Source organism: Arthrobacter sp. DualSoilB13 (assembly GCF_055389195.1).
The window spans coordinates 666,769-684,100 of the sequence record NZ_AP035865.1 but is presented as its reverse complement, the minus strand read 5'-3'; the positions used below and the strand labels follow the sequence as shown (position 1 = coordinate 684,100).

General features: G+C 62.7%; 16 protein-coding genes. 7 read left to right on the top strand and 9 right to left on the bottom strand.

What is annotated here, in order from left to right; translation table 11 throughout:
* Positions 1-190: 190 nt before the first annotated feature.
* The gene (locus ACZ5J0_RS03340) at positions 191-361 is read left to right on the top strand and encodes a type II toxin-antitoxin system RelE family toxin (protein ID WP_464094169.1); all 171 of its coding nucleotides are present in this window, start codon (positions 191-193) and stop codon (positions 359-361) included.
* A 17-nt stretch (positions 362-378) separates the two neighbouring features.
* Here ACZ5J0_RS03340 and ACZ5J0_RS03335 read toward each other — a convergent pair whose 3' ends face one another.
* Both ACZ5J0_RS03335 and ACZ5J0_RS03330 read right to left on the bottom strand, forming a co-directional pair.
* Complete coding sequence (locus tag ACZ5J0_RS03335) at positions 379-1,047, bottom strand: response regulator (RefSeq protein WP_142936724.1); 669 nt, start codon at positions 1,045-1,047, stop codon at positions 379-381.
* Entirely contained in the window at positions 1,044-2,624 is a 1,581-nt protein-coding gene (locus ACZ5J0_RS03330) for a sensor histidine kinase (protein ID WP_464094168.1), read from the bottom strand. Before ACZ5J0_RS03330 ends, ACZ5J0_RS03335 begins: the two co-directional genes overlap by 4 nt.
* Before the next feature lie 298 nt (positions 2,625-2,922).
* Between ACZ5J0_RS03330 and ACZ5J0_RS03325 the strand changes: the two genes are divergently transcribed.
* The 5 genes from ACZ5J0_RS03325 to ACZ5J0_RS03305 all read left to right on the top strand — a co-directional run bounded on the left by ACZ5J0_RS03325 (position 2,923) and on the right by ACZ5J0_RS03305 (position 7,091).
* Entirely contained in the window at positions 2,923-3,927 is a 1,005-nt protein-coding gene (locus ACZ5J0_RS03325) for a Bug family tripartite tricarboxylate transporter substrate binding protein (RefSeq protein WP_142936725.1), read from the top strand.
* The gene (locus ACZ5J0_RS03320; RefSeq protein WP_142936726.1) at positions 3,924-4,427 is read left to right on the top strand and encodes a tripartite tricarboxylate transporter TctB family protein; all 504 of its coding nucleotides are present in this window, start codon (positions 3,924-3,926) and stop codon (positions 4,425-4,427) included. The genes ACZ5J0_RS03325 and ACZ5J0_RS03320 overlap by 4 nt, the downstream gene beginning before the upstream one ends.
* Positions 4,427-6,028, top strand: coding sequence for a tripartite tricarboxylate transporter permease (locus tag ACZ5J0_RS03315; protein WP_464094167.1), 1,602 nt, complete (start codon positions 4,427-4,429; stop codon positions 6,026-6,028). Before ACZ5J0_RS03320 ends, ACZ5J0_RS03315 begins: the two co-directional genes overlap by 1 nt.
* Positions 6,029-6,085: 57 nt before the next feature.
* The gene (locus ACZ5J0_RS03310) at positions 6,086-6,478 is read left to right on the top strand and encodes a universal stress protein (protein ID WP_142936728.1); all 393 of its coding nucleotides are present in this window, start codon (positions 6,086-6,088) and stop codon (positions 6,476-6,478) included.
* An 82-nt stretch (positions 6,479-6,560) separates the two neighbouring features.
* Positions 6,561-7,091, top strand: coding sequence for a GNAT family N-acetyltransferase (locus ACZ5J0_RS03305; protein WP_166841335.1), 531 nt, complete (start codon positions 6,561-6,563; stop codon positions 7,089-7,091).
* On the opposite strand, the gene ACZ5J0_RS03300 is transcribed toward ACZ5J0_RS03305, so the two are convergent.
* Positions 7,088-9,223 carry an amylo-alpha-1,6-glucosidase gene (locus ACZ5J0_RS03300; protein ID WP_464094166.1) on the bottom strand — a complete coding sequence of 712 codons (2,136 nt, stop codon included), beginning with the start codon at positions 9,221-9,223 and terminating at the stop codon, positions 7,088-7,090. The two genes, ACZ5J0_RS03305 and ACZ5J0_RS03300, sit on opposite strands and share 4 nt — an antisense overlap.
* The gene (locus ACZ5J0_RS03295) at positions 9,220-10,341 is read right to left on the bottom strand and encodes a glycosyltransferase family 4 protein (protein WP_464094165.1); all 1,122 of its coding nucleotides are present in this window, start codon (positions 10,339-10,341) and stop codon (positions 9,220-9,222) included. Before ACZ5J0_RS03295 ends, ACZ5J0_RS03300 begins: the two co-directional genes overlap by 4 nt.
* A gap of 148 nt (positions 10,342-10,489) precedes the next feature.
* Here ACZ5J0_RS03295 and ACZ5J0_RS03290 point away from each other — a divergent pair, with 148 nt between their 5' ends.
* The gene (locus ACZ5J0_RS03290) at positions 10,490-11,188 is read left to right on the top strand and encodes a DsbA family oxidoreductase (protein ID WP_464094164.1); all 699 of its coding nucleotides are present in this window, start codon (positions 10,490-10,492) and stop codon (positions 11,186-11,188) included.
* Between the two features lie 30 nt (positions 11,189-11,218).
* Here the strand turns inward: ACZ5J0_RS03290 and arfA are convergent, their stop codons facing one another.
* From arfA to ACZ5J0_RS03265, 5 genes are all read right to left on the bottom strand, one after another.
* Complete coding sequence (arfA, locus tag ACZ5J0_RS03285; protein WP_464094163.1) at positions 11,219-12,757, bottom strand: arabinosylfuranosidase ArfA; 1,539 nt, start codon at positions 12,755-12,757, stop codon at positions 11,219-11,221.
* Between the two features lie 48 nt (positions 12,758-12,805).
* Positions 12,806-13,708, bottom strand: coding sequence for a carbohydrate ABC transporter permease (locus tag ACZ5J0_RS03280; RefSeq protein WP_464094162.1), 903 nt, complete (start codon positions 13,706-13,708; stop codon positions 12,806-12,808).
* 2 nt (positions 13,709-13,710) lie between these two features.
* Positions 13,711-14,631: a carbohydrate ABC transporter permease gene (locus tag ACZ5J0_RS03275; protein WP_223941724.1), complete on the bottom strand. Its 921-nt coding sequence runs from the start codon at positions 14,629-14,631 to the stop codon at positions 13,711-13,713.
* Between the two features lie 35 nt (positions 14,632-14,666).
* Positions 14,667-16,001 (bottom strand): extracellular solute-binding protein, encoded by a 1,335-nt coding sequence (locus tag ACZ5J0_RS03270; RefSeq protein WP_464094161.1) that lies wholly within the window; start codon positions 15,999-16,001, stop codon positions 14,667-14,669.
* A gap of 240 nt (positions 16,002-16,241) precedes the next feature.
* The gene (locus ACZ5J0_RS03265) at positions 16,242-17,243 is read right to left on the bottom strand and encodes a LacI family DNA-binding transcriptional regulator (RefSeq protein ID WP_166841329.1); all 1,002 of its coding nucleotides are present in this window, start codon (positions 17,241-17,243) and stop codon (positions 16,242-16,244) included.
* Positions 17,244-17,332: the final 89 nt, after the last annotated feature.

Below are 17,332 nucleotides of genomic sequence, written 5' to 3'. Positions count from 1 at the left end.
CGTGGTCGCCGCGTCGCGGCACTGAGCTGCTCGAACCGAAATGACCAAGACCGGCAGTGGTGCCGTGCCATGGGAGGAAGTCAAAGCGGAGCTGGGCTTGGCTTGAGCTATTCAGTGCAGCTCGCGCCTGCCGCCGTCCGTCAGTTGCGAAAGCTCCCGCCGGACGCACGCCGACGTATTCAGGCTGCTATTGAACTCCTCGCCGAAACACCTCGCCCGCCAGAGGCAAAAGCTATCCGGCAACAGTGGTGACTGGCGTGTCCGTACCGGCGACTTCCGGATTATCTATGAGATCCGGGACGCTCAACTTATTGTTCTGGTAGTCGCCATGGGCCACCGTCATGATATCAACCAGCACTGATTCGCACCCCTCAGGACTCACCGCCCCTTCAGCACATATCGCCTTTCAGGGCGTCCGACGCCGTACTTGAGTCTGACCTCCAGCGCCCCCTCGTCGTGGAGGTACTCAAGGTAACGACGGGCGCTGACCCGGGACGTACCCAACTGTTCTGCAAGCTCGGCGGCTGAGAGGTCACCGGGCGCAGACTTGAGCGCCGATTCAACCAATTCGAGCGTCTCCACGCTGCAGCCCTTGGGAAGGGTCCGCTCGGAAACACTCAACCCGAAGACGCGGTTTACATCGGATTGCTCCGCTTCAACCTTGGACGCGTCCAGGCCCTGGTAAGCACTGAGATAGTGCTCCAGCCGCTCCTGTAGGTCGGATTGGGAGAACGGCTTGATCAGGTAATGGACTATGCCGCCGCGCAAAGCCTTCCGCACAGTCTCCACTTCGCGGGCAGCGCTGATCACCAGGACATCCAGCTCCGGGGCAATATCGCGGAGCTGGTGCATGAGGTCAAGCCCGTTGATGTCCGGGAGATGGATGTCCAACAGCACCAGGTCCGGCTGCAGCCGCTCGGTCTCCACCAGGGCCTGCGCACCCGTATGGGCCACGCCCACCACTCCGAAGCCGGGCGTCCGTTGGATGAACCCGGCATGGACCTTGGCCACCATGAAGTCGTCGTCGACGATCAGTACTTTAATCACGGCTGAGTTGCCCCCTTGTTGCTGAAGCGTGCTGAGAACACCGCTCCATGGTCGTTGGAGAAGCTCAGGTCCCCTCCGGATCGCCGGCAGATCACCCGTGACAACGCCAAGCCAAAACCGCGGGCGTCTCCCGGGCCGGGCTCTTTGGTGGAGAAGCCCTGCCGGAAGATGTCCTCGGCGGAGCTGGAGGGTACGCCGGGGCCGTTGTCCCGGACCGTGACGGCCACCTCGTCACCGGAGTCTGCTACCAACACCCGGACCGATGCCCCCTGAAGGCCGGTAACGGCGTCGAACGCGTTATCCACCAGGTTGCCCACCACCGTGGTGAGGTCCCGCGACAGTTCCTCGTTGACGCGCGGCAGCGCGGACTGCGGGTCCAGCTGCAGTTCCACGCCGCGCTCGGTGGCAAGACTGGCTTTCGCGATGAGGAGGGCTGCGAGCGCGGGGTCCTGGATGCGGCTGGTGACGTCGTCGTTGAGCCTGGTCCGGTCCAGTGTGGCGCCGTTGACGAACTGGACTACGGAATCGTATTCGCCGATTTGGATGAGTCCGGAGATGACGTGGAGTTGGTTGGCGAACTCGTGGGCTTGGGCCCGCAGGGTGTCCGTGACGGTGCGGGTGGCGCCGAGTTCGCTCTCCAGGGAGGATAGCTCGGTCCGGTCCCTCAGTGTTGTCACCGAGCCGATGTCGCGGCCGTGCGAGTGGAGGGCCACGCGGTTCATGACTACCAGCCGTTCCCCGACGAGCACCAGCTGATCGGGGTCTGACTGCTCACGGGTAAGGACGATTTTCAGTGCAGGATCCACGTGCAGGGATCGCAGCTTTTTACCCACGCAGTCCGGTGGCAGGCCAAGGAGTTGCCGGGCGCTCTGGTTTGCCACTGTGATGCGCTCGTGGGGATCCAGCGCCACCACACCTTCTTTGAGGCCCTGCAGCATCGCTTCACGGTTTTCCACGAGCCCCGTGATTTCCCGCGGTTCCATGCCCAGGGTTTGCCGTTTGACGCGGCGGGACAGCAGAAGGGATCCGGCCACTCCGAGGACACTGGCCACGCCCAGATAGGTGAGGAGGTTGGGAACGGCGTCTCCCAGCCGCTCGATGGTGGAAGGGTAGTTCCGGCTGATGGAGGCTATGCCGATCATTGTTCCAGCGTCGTCCAGGACGGGGACGTGGGCGGAAAGTACGGCACCGTTACTGCCCGGCAAGACGCCTGTCCAGGCACGGCCTTCCATGACCCTGCTGTCACCGAGCGGCATCGACTGCCCCACCAGGCTTGGATCTGAGGAGGCCACCACGGTGCCGTCCATCCTGGCGAGCGCCACGTGGGAGGATCCGGAGACGGTGCGGACAGATTCGGCAACGGCGGGAAGTGCTGATCCGGTGCGGGGTTCGGCAGCAGGTAGCAGTGCACGCACCGTAGGGTTGTTGCCCAGGGCTTCGGCTGCAGAAAGCGCCCGGCGGCCTTCGGTCCGTTCGAAGGCGGCGGCGGATTGCGCCAGCGAAATAGCCACCACGGCAACAAGAACCGCCAGGACGATCAGCAACTGCAGCACAAGGTATTGCCCTGCCAAGGACATCCCTCGTCTTCGAGGCCGTCGAGTCAATCGCGTCACTGCTGGGTTCCTTTGGTGGCGCCTGTGAGCGGGGTGCGGGCAACTGCTCCCCCTGGCGTATCGGAACTATACCCCAGCGGCACAGAAGACCCCAGTGGTACAGAGGGCCAGCTCAGACCGTCAAAAACCGTGAACGCAATGAACTTAAAGATCACTGCGAACACAAGAGTGATCCCTGTCACTTACGGACCTAGCATCAAATCAACGGGGCACAACGCTGATCGCCCTGCACTGAATTTTCGATGATGAGAAGAGGAACACCATGCGCCAGATCCGCGCATTGCGAGTCGCCGCCGTCGCCGCCGGCATCGCCCTGATGGCCACCGGCTGCGGTGCCACAGGCAAGTCCACCAGTTCTGACAGCACCGGCGCAGCAGGACCCATCACCGGCCTCCAGATCATGGTTCCCAACACCCCCGGCGGTGGCTACGACACCACTGCACGTGCAGCTGCGAAGGTCCTGGACGACGAGAAAATCTCCACCAACACCGAGGTCTTCAACCTTGCCGGTGCGGGCGGCACCGTGGGCTTGGCCCGCATCGTCAACGAGAAGGGCAACGGTGATCTCACCATGCTCATGGGTCTGGGCGTTGTTGGGGCGAGCTACACCAACAAGTCCGAGTCCAAGCTGACCGAAACCACCCCGCTGGCCAAGCTCATCGAGGAACCGGGCGCCATCATGGTGGGCAAAGACTCCCCGTACAAGACCATTGATGATTTGGTGAAGGCATGGAAAGCCGATCCTGCTTCCATCTCGGTTGGCGGCGGCTCCTCTCCCGGCGGTCCGGACCACCTCCTGCCGATGCAGTTGGCCGGCGCTGTTGGCATTGACGCCACAAAGGTCAACTTTGTTTCCTACGACGGCGGAGGCGACCTTTTGCCGGCCATCCTCGGTAACAAGCTGGGCTTCGCCGCTTCAGGTGCCGGCGAGTACCTGCAGCAGATCAAGTCCGGTGAGATCCGCGTACTGGCCACCAGTGGCGAGAACCGCCTGGACGGTGTGGACGCTCCCACACTGAAGGAATCCAACATTGACCTGGTCTTCACCAACTGGCGTGGCGTTGTGGCCCCTCCGGGCATCAGCGAGGACGACAAGAAGTCCCTGATCGCCGCCCTTGAGAAGATGCACGCATCCGCTGGATGGAAGGAAGCTCTCAAGACCCACAGCTGGTCCGATGCGTTCGTTACCGGTGACGAGTTCAAGACATTCCTGACTGACCAGGACAAGCGGGTGGCGGACGTCCTCACCAAGCTCGGGTTGGCGTGAGCTCCTTAGCCACAGGCCTTAAAGGCCGCGCCGAGCTGGGGGTAGCCCTCCTGCTCGGCGCGGTGGGCGTCCTGGTCTTCCTGGATGCGAACGGCCTGGTGACCCCGTACTCCCAGTCGGACCCGGTGGGTCCGAAGACTGTTCCGTTCATTGTTTCCGGACTCTTGATTATTTGCGCCATCCTCCTTGCCATCAACGTCCTCCGGGGCGGCAAGGGTGAAGCCGAAGGCGGCGAAGACGTGGACCTCGCCCACTCTGCAGATTGGAAGACTGTCCTTCCCCTGGCAGGAGCTTTCATCCTGAATATCCTGCTCATCGACTGGGCCGGCTGGGTCATTTCCGGAACGGTGCTCTTCTGGGGCAGTGTGCTGGCACTGGGCAGCCGCCGCTACATTCGTGACGGCCTCATTTCCGTCGCCCTGGCCCTGCTGACCTTCTACGGTTTCTACCTCGGCCTGGGCATCGCACTGCCGGCCGGGCTCCTGGAAGGAATCCTCTAATGGACGTCTGGTCCTCCTTGATGGACGGTTTCGCCACCGCCCTGACCCCCATGAACCTCTTGTTCGCCGTAATCGGCGTCCTCTTGGGCACCGCCGTCGGCGTCCTTCCCGGACTTGGCCCGGCCATGACTGTGGCTTTGCTCCTGCCGGTGACCGCTGCGTTGGAGCCCACCAGTGCCTTCATCATGTTCGCCGGTATCTACTACGGCGGCATGTTCGGCGGTTCCACCACCTCCATCCTCCTCAACACACCGGGAGAATCGTCGTCGGTGGTGACGGCCATCGAAGGCAACAAGATGGCCAAGGCGGGCAGGGCCGCGCAGGCGCTTGCCACTGCGGCCATCGGTTCCTTCATTGCCGGTACCATCGGCACTGCCCTGCTGGCCGTCTTCGCACCTATTGTGGTGCAATTCGCCGTCAGCCTGGGCGCTCCCAGCTACTTCGCGATCATGATTCTGGCCCTCCTTGCCGTCACCGCAGTCCTTGGTTCCTCAAGACTCCGCGGCTTCGCTTCGTTGGCCCTGGGCCTCGCAATCGGGCTGGTGGGCATCGACTCGGTAACCGGCCAACGCCGCCTGACCTTCGGCCAGCCCCTGCTGGTGGACGGCCTGGACATTGTGGTGGTGGCTGTTGCCATCTTCGCCGTGGGTGAAGCGCTCTGGGTTGCCGCCCACCTGCGCCGGACCCCGCTGCACGTGATTCCCGTTGGTCGCCCATGGATGGGCAAGAAGGACTGGCAGCGTTCCTGGAAGCCCTGGTTGCGCGGCACCGCTTTTGGTTTCCCGTTCGGTGCTTTGCCCGCCGGTGGCGCCGAAATACCCACCTTCCTCTCCTACGTCACGGAGAAACGACTCACCAAGCACCCCGAGGAGTTCGGCAAGGGCGCTATTGAGGGCGTCGCCGGGCCGGAAGCGGCCAACAACGCAGCCGCTGCAGGAACACTGACCCCCATGCTTGCCCTGGGCCTGCCCACCAACGCAACTGCCGCCGTCATGCTCGCAGCTTTCACGTCCTACGGCATCCAGCCAGGACCGCAGCTATTCTCCAGCCAGGGCCCCCTGGTGTGGGCGTTGATCGCGAGCCTGTTCATTGGCAACTTCCTGCTGCTGCTGATCAACCTGCCCCTGGCACCGGTCTGGGCCAAGCTGCTGCAACTCCCCCGCCCATACCTCTACGCAGGCATCCTGTTCTTTGCCACGCTGGGCGCCTACTCAGTGAATCTGCAGGCTTTCGACCTGGTGATCCTGCTGGTACTGGGCGCCCTGGGCTTCATGATGCGGCGCTTCGGGCTCCCGGTCCTGCCGCTAATCCTCGGCGTCATCCTTGGCCCGCGCATCGAAGGCCAGCTCCGCAAGACGCTGCAACTGAGCGCGGGCGACCCCGCAGGCCTCTTCAGCGAACCCATCGCGATTGTGGTCTACATCATCGTGGCGATCATCCTGGCCTGGCCGTTCATCTACAAGCTCATCCGACGCAATCGGCCAATGCCAGCCACCGTGATCCCGGGGAATTCCGGGGCGACTGTCCCGAGGGAAGCCGGCGGCGTAAGCCACGGCAGCCACCGCGCGGACGGAACGGCGGACGGTGATGGCGACGGCTAGCCTGGCGCCTGTCAAGGCCAGCCGCCCTTTCAACTACAAATACACCAAGGAGAAACCATGACCATCGTGGTGGGATACGTCCCCACACCGGAAGGCGAAGCGGCACTGACGCAAGCCATTGCCGAGGCCAAGAAGAGCAACGACACACTGCTGGTCATCAACTCCTCCAAGGGCGACGCCCTGGTGGATAACCGGTACGCCCAGGAACCGGATATCCAAAGCATCGAGGAGCGGCTGGCGGACCATGGAATCCAGCACATCATCAAGCAGCCGGTCCGCGGCCATGACGCAGCGGCCGAGGTCCTGGACGCCGCCGACGAAAATGACGCCAGCCTGATTGTGATCGGCCTTCGCCGCCGCAGCCCGGTGGGCAAGCTCATCATGGGCAGCGTGTCCCAACGGATCCTGCTGGAGGCGGACTGCCCGGTGCTGGCGGTCAAGGCGGAGTAACAGGACTTTTTCGTACAGCTAATGCCCCTAAGATTCGTTCTTGGGGGCATTAGCTGTCCAAAAACTCGCAAGGGGGACTCACGTGACTGAAACCATCCGCACCGCAACAACGCACGACGCCGGGAAGCTGGCTGAGCTTGCCGCCATCACCTTCCCGCTGGCCTGCCCGCCTGGCGCCTCACCGGCGGACATCCAGGCCCACATTGAAAAGACCCTGAGCGAAGACAACTTTGAGGACTACCTCGCCGACGCGAAAATCACCATCCTGGTGATCGACGACGACGGGCAGCTCAACGGGTACACCATGCTGATTGCCAAGCCGACCAGCGACCCCGACGTCGCATCCGTCTTGTCCGCGCTCCCCTCCACCGAGCTGAGCAAGTGCTACGTCCACCCGGACCACCACGGCAAGGGCGCAGCATCAGAACTCATCAGGGCCTCGTTGGCGAATGCTGCTGACAAGGGCGCAGCCGGGGTGTGGCTGGGCGTGAACAGCGAGAACGCGAAAGCCATCCGCTTCTACGAGAAGAGCGGTTTCCAGCGGGTAGGCACAAAATCTTTCAAGCTCGGCAACACCGTGGAGCATGACTTCGTCATGGAAAACGAGCTCTAGCCGAACAAGTCCCCCGTCAGCGGCGGCCGAGGGTCTGAGCGCAGTTCGAGCCCTGCCGGAAGCCCGCTTACGGTACCGGACGAACCGGAGGCTTGCACGGTGATCCGCGAGCGCCCCAGCAGCACGTTGTCCGCGCGGAACGACCCATAAGCGTCCGGCAGGATCGGCGCCAGGTGCAGCACGTTCCGGGTGAAGTCGGGGTCGAACCGCAGCAGGATCCGGGCGAGTTGGACCGGCGCCGCAGCCGCCCACGCTTGCGGGGAACACGCCGTCGGATACGGAACCGGCTCCGAAAAGTCGCCACGGTCAAAGCCGCAGAAAAGCTCCGGAAGTTGCCCGCCAAAGTACTCGGCGGCGTCGAACAGTCCGCTCGCAACCCGGCTGGCTTCCTTCACGAAGCCGTACCGCATCAGTCCTGTGGCGACGAGCGCGGTGTCGTGGGGCCACACGGAGCCGTTGTGGTAGCTGACTGGGTTGTACGCGCCCATGTCGGAGCCCAGAGTCCGGATGCCCCAGCCCGTGAACATCTCAGGGGACATCAGCCGCTCCGCCACCAACGGGGCCTTGTCCTCATCCACGATGCCCACCCAGAGGCAGTGCCCCATGTTGGAGGTGCAGGAATCCACGGGCTTCTTGTCCTTGTCCAGCGCCAAGGCAAAATAGCCCCGCTCCGGGAGCCAGAAGGCTTCGTTGAAGGCGGCTTTCAGCGCTTCGGCGCGGTCCGCGCATCGGCGTTCGACGGCGGTGTCCCCCGCTGCCCGCGCCAGCAGCGACCGTCCCACGTAGGCCGCGTAGGCGTAGGCCTGAACTTCGCAGAGGGCTATGGGCGTCTCTGCCATGCGGCCGTCTGCGAAGTTGATGCCGTCCCAGGAGTCCTTCCAGCCCTGGTTCACCAAGCCGTGCTGGTTGGGCCGTTGGTACTCGATGAAGCCGTCGCCGTCGCGGTCCCCGTACTGCTCCATCCATTCGATGGCGCGGTCAGCGTGCGGGAGGAGGGATTCGATGATGTCCGTGCCGAGGCCCCACCGGCTGAGCTCACCGAGCGTTGAGACGAACAGGGGCGTCGCGTCCGCGGTTCCGTAGTAGGCGGTCCCTCCCAGGGCGAGCCCTGCTGTGACCCCGAGTCGCACCTCGTGGGGCATGCGTCCCGGCTCTTCCTCGGAGTCGATATCAACCTTGGTCCCTTGGAGCGTGGCCAGGGTCTGCAGGGTTCCGGCCGCCAGGTTGGGATCCACCATGAGCGACATATAGGAGGCAAGGAGCGAGTCACGCCCAAACAGCGCCATGAACCACGGCGCACCCGCGGCTACGGCGGCGCGGCCTGGGTGTGCGGGGTCGAAGATCCGCAACGAGCCCAAATCACGCTGGCTCCTTTCCAGGACTTCCTCTACGTTGGCGTCCGTCACGGCAATCCGGGGAACATGCTCTTCCCATGCGACGTGGCGGCGAACGCCCGGCGTGTGGTGCAGCGGCGTGGTTTCGGTAAAGGGGTCGCTAGGTCCTTTTCCGTTGACCAGGGGAAGGGCGATGATGCTGGTGGACCACTGGCTGCGGGCAGGAATGGTGACGTGGAACCGTAGCCCATCATCGGAAACCTTGGCGCCTGAGGCCCGGAACGACACACCCCTGCGTTGGCCGCTGGAGTGGAGGGAATCGATGTGCAGTTCTTTCCTGTGGGCCTTCTTCACAGGGTTGCCGGCTTTGTTGGTACGGCCGCCCTTGACGTCGAAGAGATCAGCGAGGTCGGCGTCGATCAGCAGTTCAATCTCGCACGGCGCGTCCTGGCTCGAATAGTTCCTGATGGTGATGTCGTCCCGCAGGCCGGCCCCCACGTGCCTTTGGTGCTGGACCACCAGCGGGCTGTCGAACCTGCCGTCTGCCGAGCAGGCCCTGCCAAGGTACTCAGCTTGGAAGGCGGTGGGGTTCCGGGCCACCAGCGGCTCCCGGAGCGCCCCGTTGACCCGGAGGATCCAACGCGACACGATCCTCGTGTCCTGATAGTAGGCACCTTGGGAACCGCCTCCGTGAATGTCACCGGAATGCGAGGAAATACAGAACGATGAACCTTCGACGACCGTAACGGCGCCCAGCTCGGACGCCCCGGCTTCAGTCTCTTCGTTCCAGGCAGTCATGGCCGGCGGGCCTCCTCCGGAGTTTTCCTTGAGGGTGGGTAGCCTTGGAGGGCTTGCCTCCGATTCTCTTGCAATACGTCCCCGCCGGGAAGAGGTCCGGCGCGGAATTGCTCAATGACCTTCGCGTAAAAGTCAACGTGGTCCGCTGCCATGCGTTGCGCGCTGAAGGATTCTTCCACGGAGCGTCTGCAAGCCTCACGGTCCAGGTCCGGGATGCGGCCAACACACTCCACCAATTTTCCCGTGGACGCCACAAAACCGGTGACACCATTCCTGACGATTTCCGGAGCTGCCCCGATGGGTGTGGCCAGGACGGGGGTTCCCGTGGCCAGGGCTTCGATCATGACCAGCCCAAAGGGTTCGTGCCACTGGATGGGGTTGAGCAGGGCCATCGCGTCGCCCATCAACTCGTATTTCTCCGGATCCGGGAGCTCGCCCAAGAACTCCTCGTTGTAAGCCAAGGAAGGCTGCACCACGTCATGGAAGTAGGCAAGTTCATCCGGTGCGTGCATCTTGGCTGCGATCCGCAGGGGGACATCCGCTGCCCGGGCAATACGCACCGCCTCCATGAGTCCTTTATCCGGGCACATCCGTCCCACGAAACACAGGTATCCCCCGGCGCCGCGGCCGGGGCTCACCGCGGAAAGGTCGATCCCGTGATGGATGACCGCCGAGATTTCCAGATCCTGGACCCGGCTGCACTGATCGTGGGAGATGGCGATGATGCCGGTGTCTTGTGCCATGTCCCGGTACAGGGTTGCCGCCCGTGGTGAGAGCTGCCCGTGGATGGTGGTCACAACGGGCACATCCTGCGGCCGGTGGGAGTAGAGGGGGCCGGCCAGGGTGTGATCGTGGATGATGTCCACATCGCCCATGTCCCGGTAGGCCCTGATCACATGGCCCAGCTCGCTCAGTGTGAGGCCGACTTCTTCCGGCTCGCTGGGCCCAAAGCCCGGAAGCTGGGGCACCGGGCACGTGCTGTCCGCTGCCGTCGCAAGCAGGACCTCGTGTCCCGCATCCACCAACGCCCGTGCCAAGGCATCCACTACACGCTCAGTTCCGCCGTACTTTTCGGGCGGCACGGTAAACCAAGGGCCAACAATGAGTCCGATGCGCATGCTGGTGCCTCCGCGCAAAACCCCCATTCCAAGGGCTGGCTACATAACCCTTTACACAGACTATTTGCCTCGGCCTGCAACAACAACGGGTGAGGAAAATAACAGCCGGGTATGGAATGCGCGGGCGGCGCTCAGGGTTGCAGAGAGCATGAAGATTGAGATCTGGTCAGACGTCGCTTGCCCGTGGTGCTACATCGGCAAACGCCGTTTCGAGACCGCCTTGGCACAGTTCCCGCACCGCGATTCCGTGGACATTGAGTGGAAGAGCTACCAGCTGGACCCCTCAATCCCGGAGCATTACGACGGCACGGAGCTTGATTACCTGAGCAAGCGCAAAGGCATGGCTCCCGAGCAGGTCAAGCAAATGTTCGCCCACGTCACGGAGACCGCCAAGGGCGAGGGCCTGGACTACCGCTTTGATCAGGTGGTGGTGGCCAACAGCTTCACCGCCCACCGCCTCATCCACCTTGCCGCTGCCCACGGACGCCAGGATGCCGCCAAGGAACAGCTCCTCAGCGATCACTTTGAGCACGGCAAGGACATCGGCAGCAAGGAGTACCTCACGGAACTCGGTGCCGCGCTGGACCTCCCGGAAGATGAAGTGGCTGAGCTCTTCACCTCGGACAAGTACGCGGATGAGGTCAATCAGAACATCAACGAGGCCCGCGCTATTGGCGTCACCGGCGTCCCGTTCTTCGTGATCGATCGCAAGTACGGCATCTCCGGCGCCCAGCCTGCCGATCTTTTCAGCCAGGCCCTGAACCAGGCGTGGCAGGAAGCCAATCCGCTCATCCCGGTAGGCGCTTCCGACGCCGAGGCCTGCGGCCCTGACGGCTGCGCAATCTAGCCAGCCACCCGCCGTCGTGCGTTAACCCGGCTAGCCTTTCACCACATCAAGCTCGACGACGGCCCAGGACAATGCGGGCAGCGTCAGGCGCAGCTCCGAACCGGTCGCCTTCACACCTTCCAGAGCAGTCAGGCCAACGCGGCCCGGCTGATCCTGGGTGTTGATGGTCAACCGGTCCCCACCCTCCGGGATCTCCAAGACCTCTGCGCGGAGCACCTGCCGGGCGTCGAAACCGCGCAAGGCAACCTCCACGTCCGCAGCTTCTTCCAGCCCGCGGTTGGCGAAGAACAGTGCCACCCGGCCCGTTTCCTCATTCCACGTGGCGCTGACGTCCACCAGGTCGGTATCGCCAAAGCGCGCATTCGAGTACTTGTCCGAGTCCACTGAGAGCCGCAGGATCTGGCCCTTGGCGAGTTCGGCCATGCGCGCGAACGGGTGGAAAATGGTCTGCTTCCACGCCGGGCCGTTCTCCTCGGACAAGATGGGCGCAATGACGTTGACCAGCTGCGCCTGGTTGGCGATCTTCACGCGGTCACCGTGGCGGAGCAGCGAATTGAGCAGCGTCCCCACCACCACGGCATCGGTGACGTTGTATTTGTCCTCGATCACGCGGGGGTGCTCACGCCAGCCGGCCTTGATCACGTTGTGCGGCTGGTCTTCCGTGTCCAGGCCTCGCTGGTACCAAACATTCCACTCGTCGAAGGACAGGTTGATGTGCTTCTTGTGCTTGCCCTTCGCGCGCACGGCATCCGCGGTGGCGATCACTGACTCGATGAAGTAATCGGTGTCGACGGCGGAGGCCAGGAAGCTGCCCACGTCACCGTCGTGCTCCTGGTAGTAGGCGTGGAGGGACACGTAGTCCACTTCGTCGTAGGTGTGCGTGAGGACGGTCTGTTCCCAGGCACCGAACGTCGGCATCGAAGAGCTGGAGCTTCCGCAGGCCACCAGTTCAAGGGAAGGATCCACAAACCTCATGGCCTTGGCGGCTTCCTGTGCCAGGCGTCCGTACTCGTCGGCGGTTTTGTGGCCGATCTGCCATGGCCCGTCCAACTCGTTGCCCAGGCACCAAAGCTTGATGTTGAACGGGTCCTTGTGGCCGTTCTTGGCACGGAGGTCTGAAAGGTAGGTTCCGCCGGGGTGGTTGGCGTACTCCACGATCTCGCGGGCAGCGTCCACTCCCCTGGTGCCCAGGTTGATGGCTTCCATGATTTCCGTGCCGGCCTGCTTGGACCAGTCCACAAACTCGTGCAGGCCAAAGGCGTTGGTCTCCACGGTGTGCCAGGCTCCGTCCAGCCTGCGGGGCCGGTTTTCACGCGGGCCCACCCCGTCTTCCCAGTTGTAGCCCGAGACGAAGTTGCCGCCGGGGTACCGGATGACGGTGGCCCCAAGTTCCTTCACGAGCTTCATGACGTCCTGGCGGAAACCGTTCTCGTCGGCCTCCGGGTGGCCGGGCTCGTAGATTCCGGTGTAAACACAGCGGCCCATGTGCTCCACGAAGGAGCCGAAAAGCCGGCGGGGTACCTCGCCAATGGTGAAGTCGCGGTCGAGGGTGATGCGTGCGCGGGACATGGATCTCCTTGGTTGTGTATCGAAACTGTTGTTGAAAATTGGTAACGGTCAGGTTCCGGCGAGTCCCGTCGTCGCGACGCCTTTGATGATTTGGCGCTGAAAGAACAGGAAGACGACAATCAGCGGCAGTGCCGCGAGCAGGGCGGACGCCATATTCTGCGCGTATTGGATGCCGTAGGCGCTCTTGATGGTCTGCAATCCGACCGGGAGTGTCAGGAGGTTGCCGTCGTTGGTGGCGATGAACGGCCACAGGAAGTTGTTCCACGCGCCGATGAACACGAAGATCGCGACGGCGGCCAGGATGGGCCGGGACAACGGCAGGATGATCTGGGTGAAGATCCGCAAGCGGCTGGCACCGTCCATGACGGCCGCTTCTTCGAGTTCGCGCGGGATCTGGTCGAAGAATTTCTTGAGCACGAACACCATGGCGGGGTGGATGACCTGCGGCAGGATAATGGCCCACGAGGTATCGATCAGGTTCAGCGCCAGCATTTGGTAGAACAGCGGAATGATCAACACGGGCGGCGGGATGATGATGGACGCGATGATCACGGTCATCAGCACCTTCTTGCCCCTGAAGTCGATCCTGGAAAGCGCGTAGGCCACCAGTGCCGAGATCACCAGTGTGATGGCCGTAATGGCCGCGGACGTGTAGAGCGAGTTCCAGGTCCACAGCGGGATGTTGCCGTCCTGGAACACCTTCACGAACGCTTCGGGTGTAAATCCCGACGGCGGCAGCCAGGTCACGTCCGGAGCTGCGGCGTCCGTTTCGGTTTTGAAAGCGGTGGCCGTGGCCCATGCGAAGGGAATCAGCCACAGCACTGCGATGAAGGCAGCAACGACGATGGCCGCGATCCTACCCACCGTCAGCTTCTTGCGCGGTTGGCGGATTGTGAGGCTATCTGCGGTTGTGGCATGTGGCGCGGGACGGGTCAGGGTAGGGATTGCCATGGTTATGCACTCCTGCGGCGGGTGATGACGAACTGCATGACCGAGATGACCACGATCAGTCCGAAGAAGATGTAGGAGATGGCTGCCGAGTAACCCAGCCGGTAACCGGTGAACCCGGTTTCAAAGATGTACTGGACCACTGGCCGGGTGGATCCACCGGGGCCACCCGCGGTCATCTGGTACACCTGATCGAAAATCTTCAGTGACGCCAGGATCTGCAACAGCACAATCATCACCGTGGTGGGAGTGAGCTGCGGCAGGGTGATGGAGAAGAATTGACGCCACGCGCCCGCACCGTCCAGCGATGCTGCCTCATAGTGTTGGGCCGGAATATTCTGCATCGCGGCCAGGTACAGCAGGAAGTTGAAGCCCACGGTCCACCAGAGAGTGGCGATGACGATCGCCCACATAGCTACGTTGGGATCATTGAGCCAAGCAACCCTGGGGAGGCCGATGCCCGTGAGGAACTCGTTGATCAGGCCTAGTTGAGGGTTGTACATCCAGGTGAAGAACAGGCTCACCACGGTTGATGCCAAAAGATAGGGCGCAAAGTAGGACAGGCGCCACAGCCACTGCGCGGGTAGCCCGATATTGAGCAACGCGGCCATGACCAGCGCGACGAGGACCAATGGGACGGTGCTGATCACCGTGAAGTAGAGGGTGTTGCCCAAGGAACGCCACATATCGGCGTCGGCCAGGGCTTCGGCGTAGTTCGCGAAGCCGATGAGGCTGTCGTTCGCTCCAGTGAGGGACTTGCCCGTGAGGCTCATGTAGAAGCCGTAGAGAATGGGCCAGACCAGGAAAGCAAGGAAGAAAACAAGGAACGGCGCGGCGAATCCCCAGCCGCTCAGGTTGCTTCGGGTGCGGCTGCCGGGTTTGCGTAGATTCTGCGGCCTGGGCCGGGACAGCGTAGAGGTACTCATTCAAGAACTCCTTTGGTCGCTCGGTACGGGGCCGGTTAAACCGGGTTGGGGCGGGAGAGGAGGGTGTTGGTGCGTTGTTCGAAGGCATCCCATCCTGCAGCTGCCTTGTCCCTTCCCAGAAGGACGTTCTGGACGTTCTCCGCGAAGTAGGTTTGCCAGTCCGAGCCCGAACCGCTGAACCAGGATTCGGGATCGTAGGCGATGATCTCCGCCGCGTTGGCGTAGTGAATCTGGGGCGTGAGCTCGCGGTAGGCCTGTGACTGGACCACGGGCTGATAGCCGGGGATGTGTCCGGCTTCAGCCCAGGACAGCGATCCTTTGAGGACATCGGTGACGAATTTGTAGACGTCCCTGCGCTTGTCCTCGTTGAGCTTCAGTTGGCGCGGGAGGACAAAGGAGTGTGAGTCCGCGTAGGACGCGGGTGTTCCGTAGAGGGTGGGTATGGTGGCCGCATCGACGGGGATGCCGGCTTTTTTCATGGTGGGCAGCTCCCACACACCGCTGAACAGCATGCCCGATCCTCCGCGGGCAAACTCCGCGATGCCCGTGCTGATATCCCCGGCTTGGGCTGCGATGGTGTCGTCAAAGAGGGACGCCATGAATTCCAGCGACTCAATAGCCGCTTCCCGGTCCACCTTCATGGGCTGACCCGGTGTCAGTTCCATGTCAACGCCGTGCTGCTTGTAGAGGGTGTAGAACAGTCGCCACATCTGCGAACCACTGCCAAGGTAGCCGAAGGACAGGCCGTGGGCCTTGGTAACCTTCTGCATTTCCAAGGCCATGGCTTTGAACTCGTCCGGCGAGCTGACCTCCTGAAGCTGACCGTTGGCAGCCAGTACGCCCGCTTTTCCTGCTATATCCGTGTTGTAGAACATCACGAACGGGTGGGAGTCCAGTGCGATGGAGAAGACCTTGCCGTTGTGCTGGCTCTTTTCCCAGATCCTGGGGGCAAAGTCCGCAGCGGTGACTCCGTTTTCCGCCAGCAAGTCAAGGTCCCACGGCTCAATGAGTCCACCTGGCGCATACCCGGGAACCCGGCTGGCGTGCATGATGGCCACCTCCGGTGGGCGACCTCCCGCCGATGCCATGGCCAGTTTGGTGTAGTACGGCGGACCCCAGGCAAGCACGGTGGGGTGCACCTTGAATCCTGGATTGGCCTGGTTGGCGGCGTTGATCATGGCCTGCATCTTGATGCCGTCACCGCCGGAAAGGAGGTGCCAAAACCCGATGTCCTGAACCGCCGCGGCCTGTGCTGCACCTCCGCAGCCCGTGAGGCCTGCCGCCAGGAGGCCGCCGCCAAGGAGGGCTGACCCTGTCATTAATTGTCTCCGGGACAACTGTTTCCCGGTCAAAGATTCAAACTGCTTCACCCGTCACTCCTTTGGATGGGTCCGCTGAAAGGTCACTGCTGTGGTGCGTTTACTGGAGTGCGTTGCTGCACTGCTACTGCATGGAATTCCGGCTCCGGCGCGTCCCCGCCCTGGAGTTAAGGTTGGCCCCAGGGTGACGCAGGTCTCACATTACATCGATGTAATAGGCAGGGCAAGAGAAAATTGTTAGCGCGCACAATTTGATGGATGACTCTCGACTCATCCTTGCGGAGCGTCCCCCTAGGAGCGGGTGCTGTCCCGTTCGACGATGGTGTATTCAACGCTGACCACGCGCTGCGCGGAGCCCCTGTCCGCCATGCGCTCTGTCAGCAGACGTAGTGCCTCGCTGGCGATGGTGCGCTTGTCGAAAGAGACCGTGGTCAGCGAAGGAACGGCGTAGCGGCCATCGGCTATGTCATCAAAGCCCGCTACCGCAATGTCCTCCGGAACCCGCAAGCCCCGCTTCCAGAGCACGTTCAGCGCACCAATTGCCATGGAATCCGTGAAGCAGAACAATGCTTCGGGAACGGGATTCGCTTCCAGATAAGCACCCAGGGCTTTCGCGGCGGTTTCCGGCGTCCACTTTTCGCACGGGATCATCAGCGATTCATCGCGCGGAATCCCGAGGCTGTCCAGAGCCGCTTCATACCCCTGGGTACGCTGAAGGGCCGCCGCGGATCCGCGCCCCTGGGTGGTGCCCAGCACGGCGATACGCCGCCGTCCGGAGCTGGCGAGCGCCAGGGTCATGTCCCGCGCGGCTGCGAAGCTGTCCACAAACACCCGGTCAGCCAACTGCTGGGACACCTCACCGAGCAGGACTACAGGAGGCAGTGCAATGCCAACTTTCACGGCACTCTCATCCAGGACCACGGGATTGAGGATCAGGCCGTCGATGAGGTTGGCCCGCGCACGTGTCATCAACTCCTGCTCACGCTGTGGATCCGAGCCCGTTTCCTCGATCTGCACGCTAAAGCCTTGCTCGTGGGCAATCTCCACAATGCTTTGGGCAATCTCTGCGGAAAACGGAGTGGCCAGGTCCGGCAACGCCAGCCCAATGACCCCTGAGCGCCCGTTCCGCAGTCCGCGTGCCGAAAGGTTGGGGACGTAATCCAGCTCAGCCATGGCCTGCTCAACCCTGAGCCGTGTGGGGCCGCTGACAGGCACGATCCCATTCATCACATTCGAAACCGTTTTGGGCGAGACCCCCGCACGGCGCGCTACGTCCTTGACCGTTGCGCGCAAGACGCCCCCTAGCTGCTGTTGGCCGGCGCTGCTGTTGACCGGTTTTCCTTGATGCTACGCGAGTTTTGGCCCGCGGACGCAGAGGACTG

Coding starts and splice junctions, on each gene's coding strand:
- ACZ5J0_RS03330 (WP_464094168.1), bottom strand. CDS start 2,624: ATGTCCTTGGCAGGGCAATACCTTGTGCTGCAGTTGCTGATCGTCCTG.
- ACZ5J0_RS03325 (WP_142936725.1), top strand. CDS start 2,923: ATGCGCCAGATCCGCGCATTGCGAGTCGCCGCCGTCGCCGCCGGCATC.
- ACZ5J0_RS03315 (WP_464094167.1), top strand. CDS start 4,427: ATGGACGTCTGGTCCTCCTTGATGGACGGTTTCGCCACCGCCCTGACC.
- ACZ5J0_RS03310 (WP_142936728.1), top strand. CDS start 6,086: ATGACCATCGTGGTGGGATACGTCCCCACACCGGAAGGCGAAGCGGCA.
- ACZ5J0_RS03300 (WP_464094166.1), bottom strand. CDS start 9,223: ATGACTGCCTGGAACGAAGAGACTGAAGCCGGGGCGTCCGAGCTGGGC.
- ACZ5J0_RS03295 (WP_464094165.1), bottom strand. CDS start 10,341: ATGCGCATCGGACTCATTGTTGGCCCTTGGTTTACCGTGCCGCCCGAA.
- ACZ5J0_RS03290 (WP_464094164.1), top strand. CDS start 10,490: ATGAAGATTGAGATCTGGTCAGACGTCGCTTGCCCGTGGTGCTACATC.
- arfA (WP_464094163.1), bottom strand. CDS start 12,757: ATGTCCCGCGCACGCATCACCCTCGACCGCGACTTCACCATTGGCGAG.
- ACZ5J0_RS03280 (WP_464094162.1), bottom strand. CDS start 13,708: ATGGCAATCCCTACCCTGACCCGTCCCGCGCCACATGCCACAACCGCA.
- ACZ5J0_RS03275 (WP_223941724.1), bottom strand. CDS start 14,631: ATGAGTACCTCTACGCTGTCCCGGCCCAGGCCGCAGAATCTACGCAAA.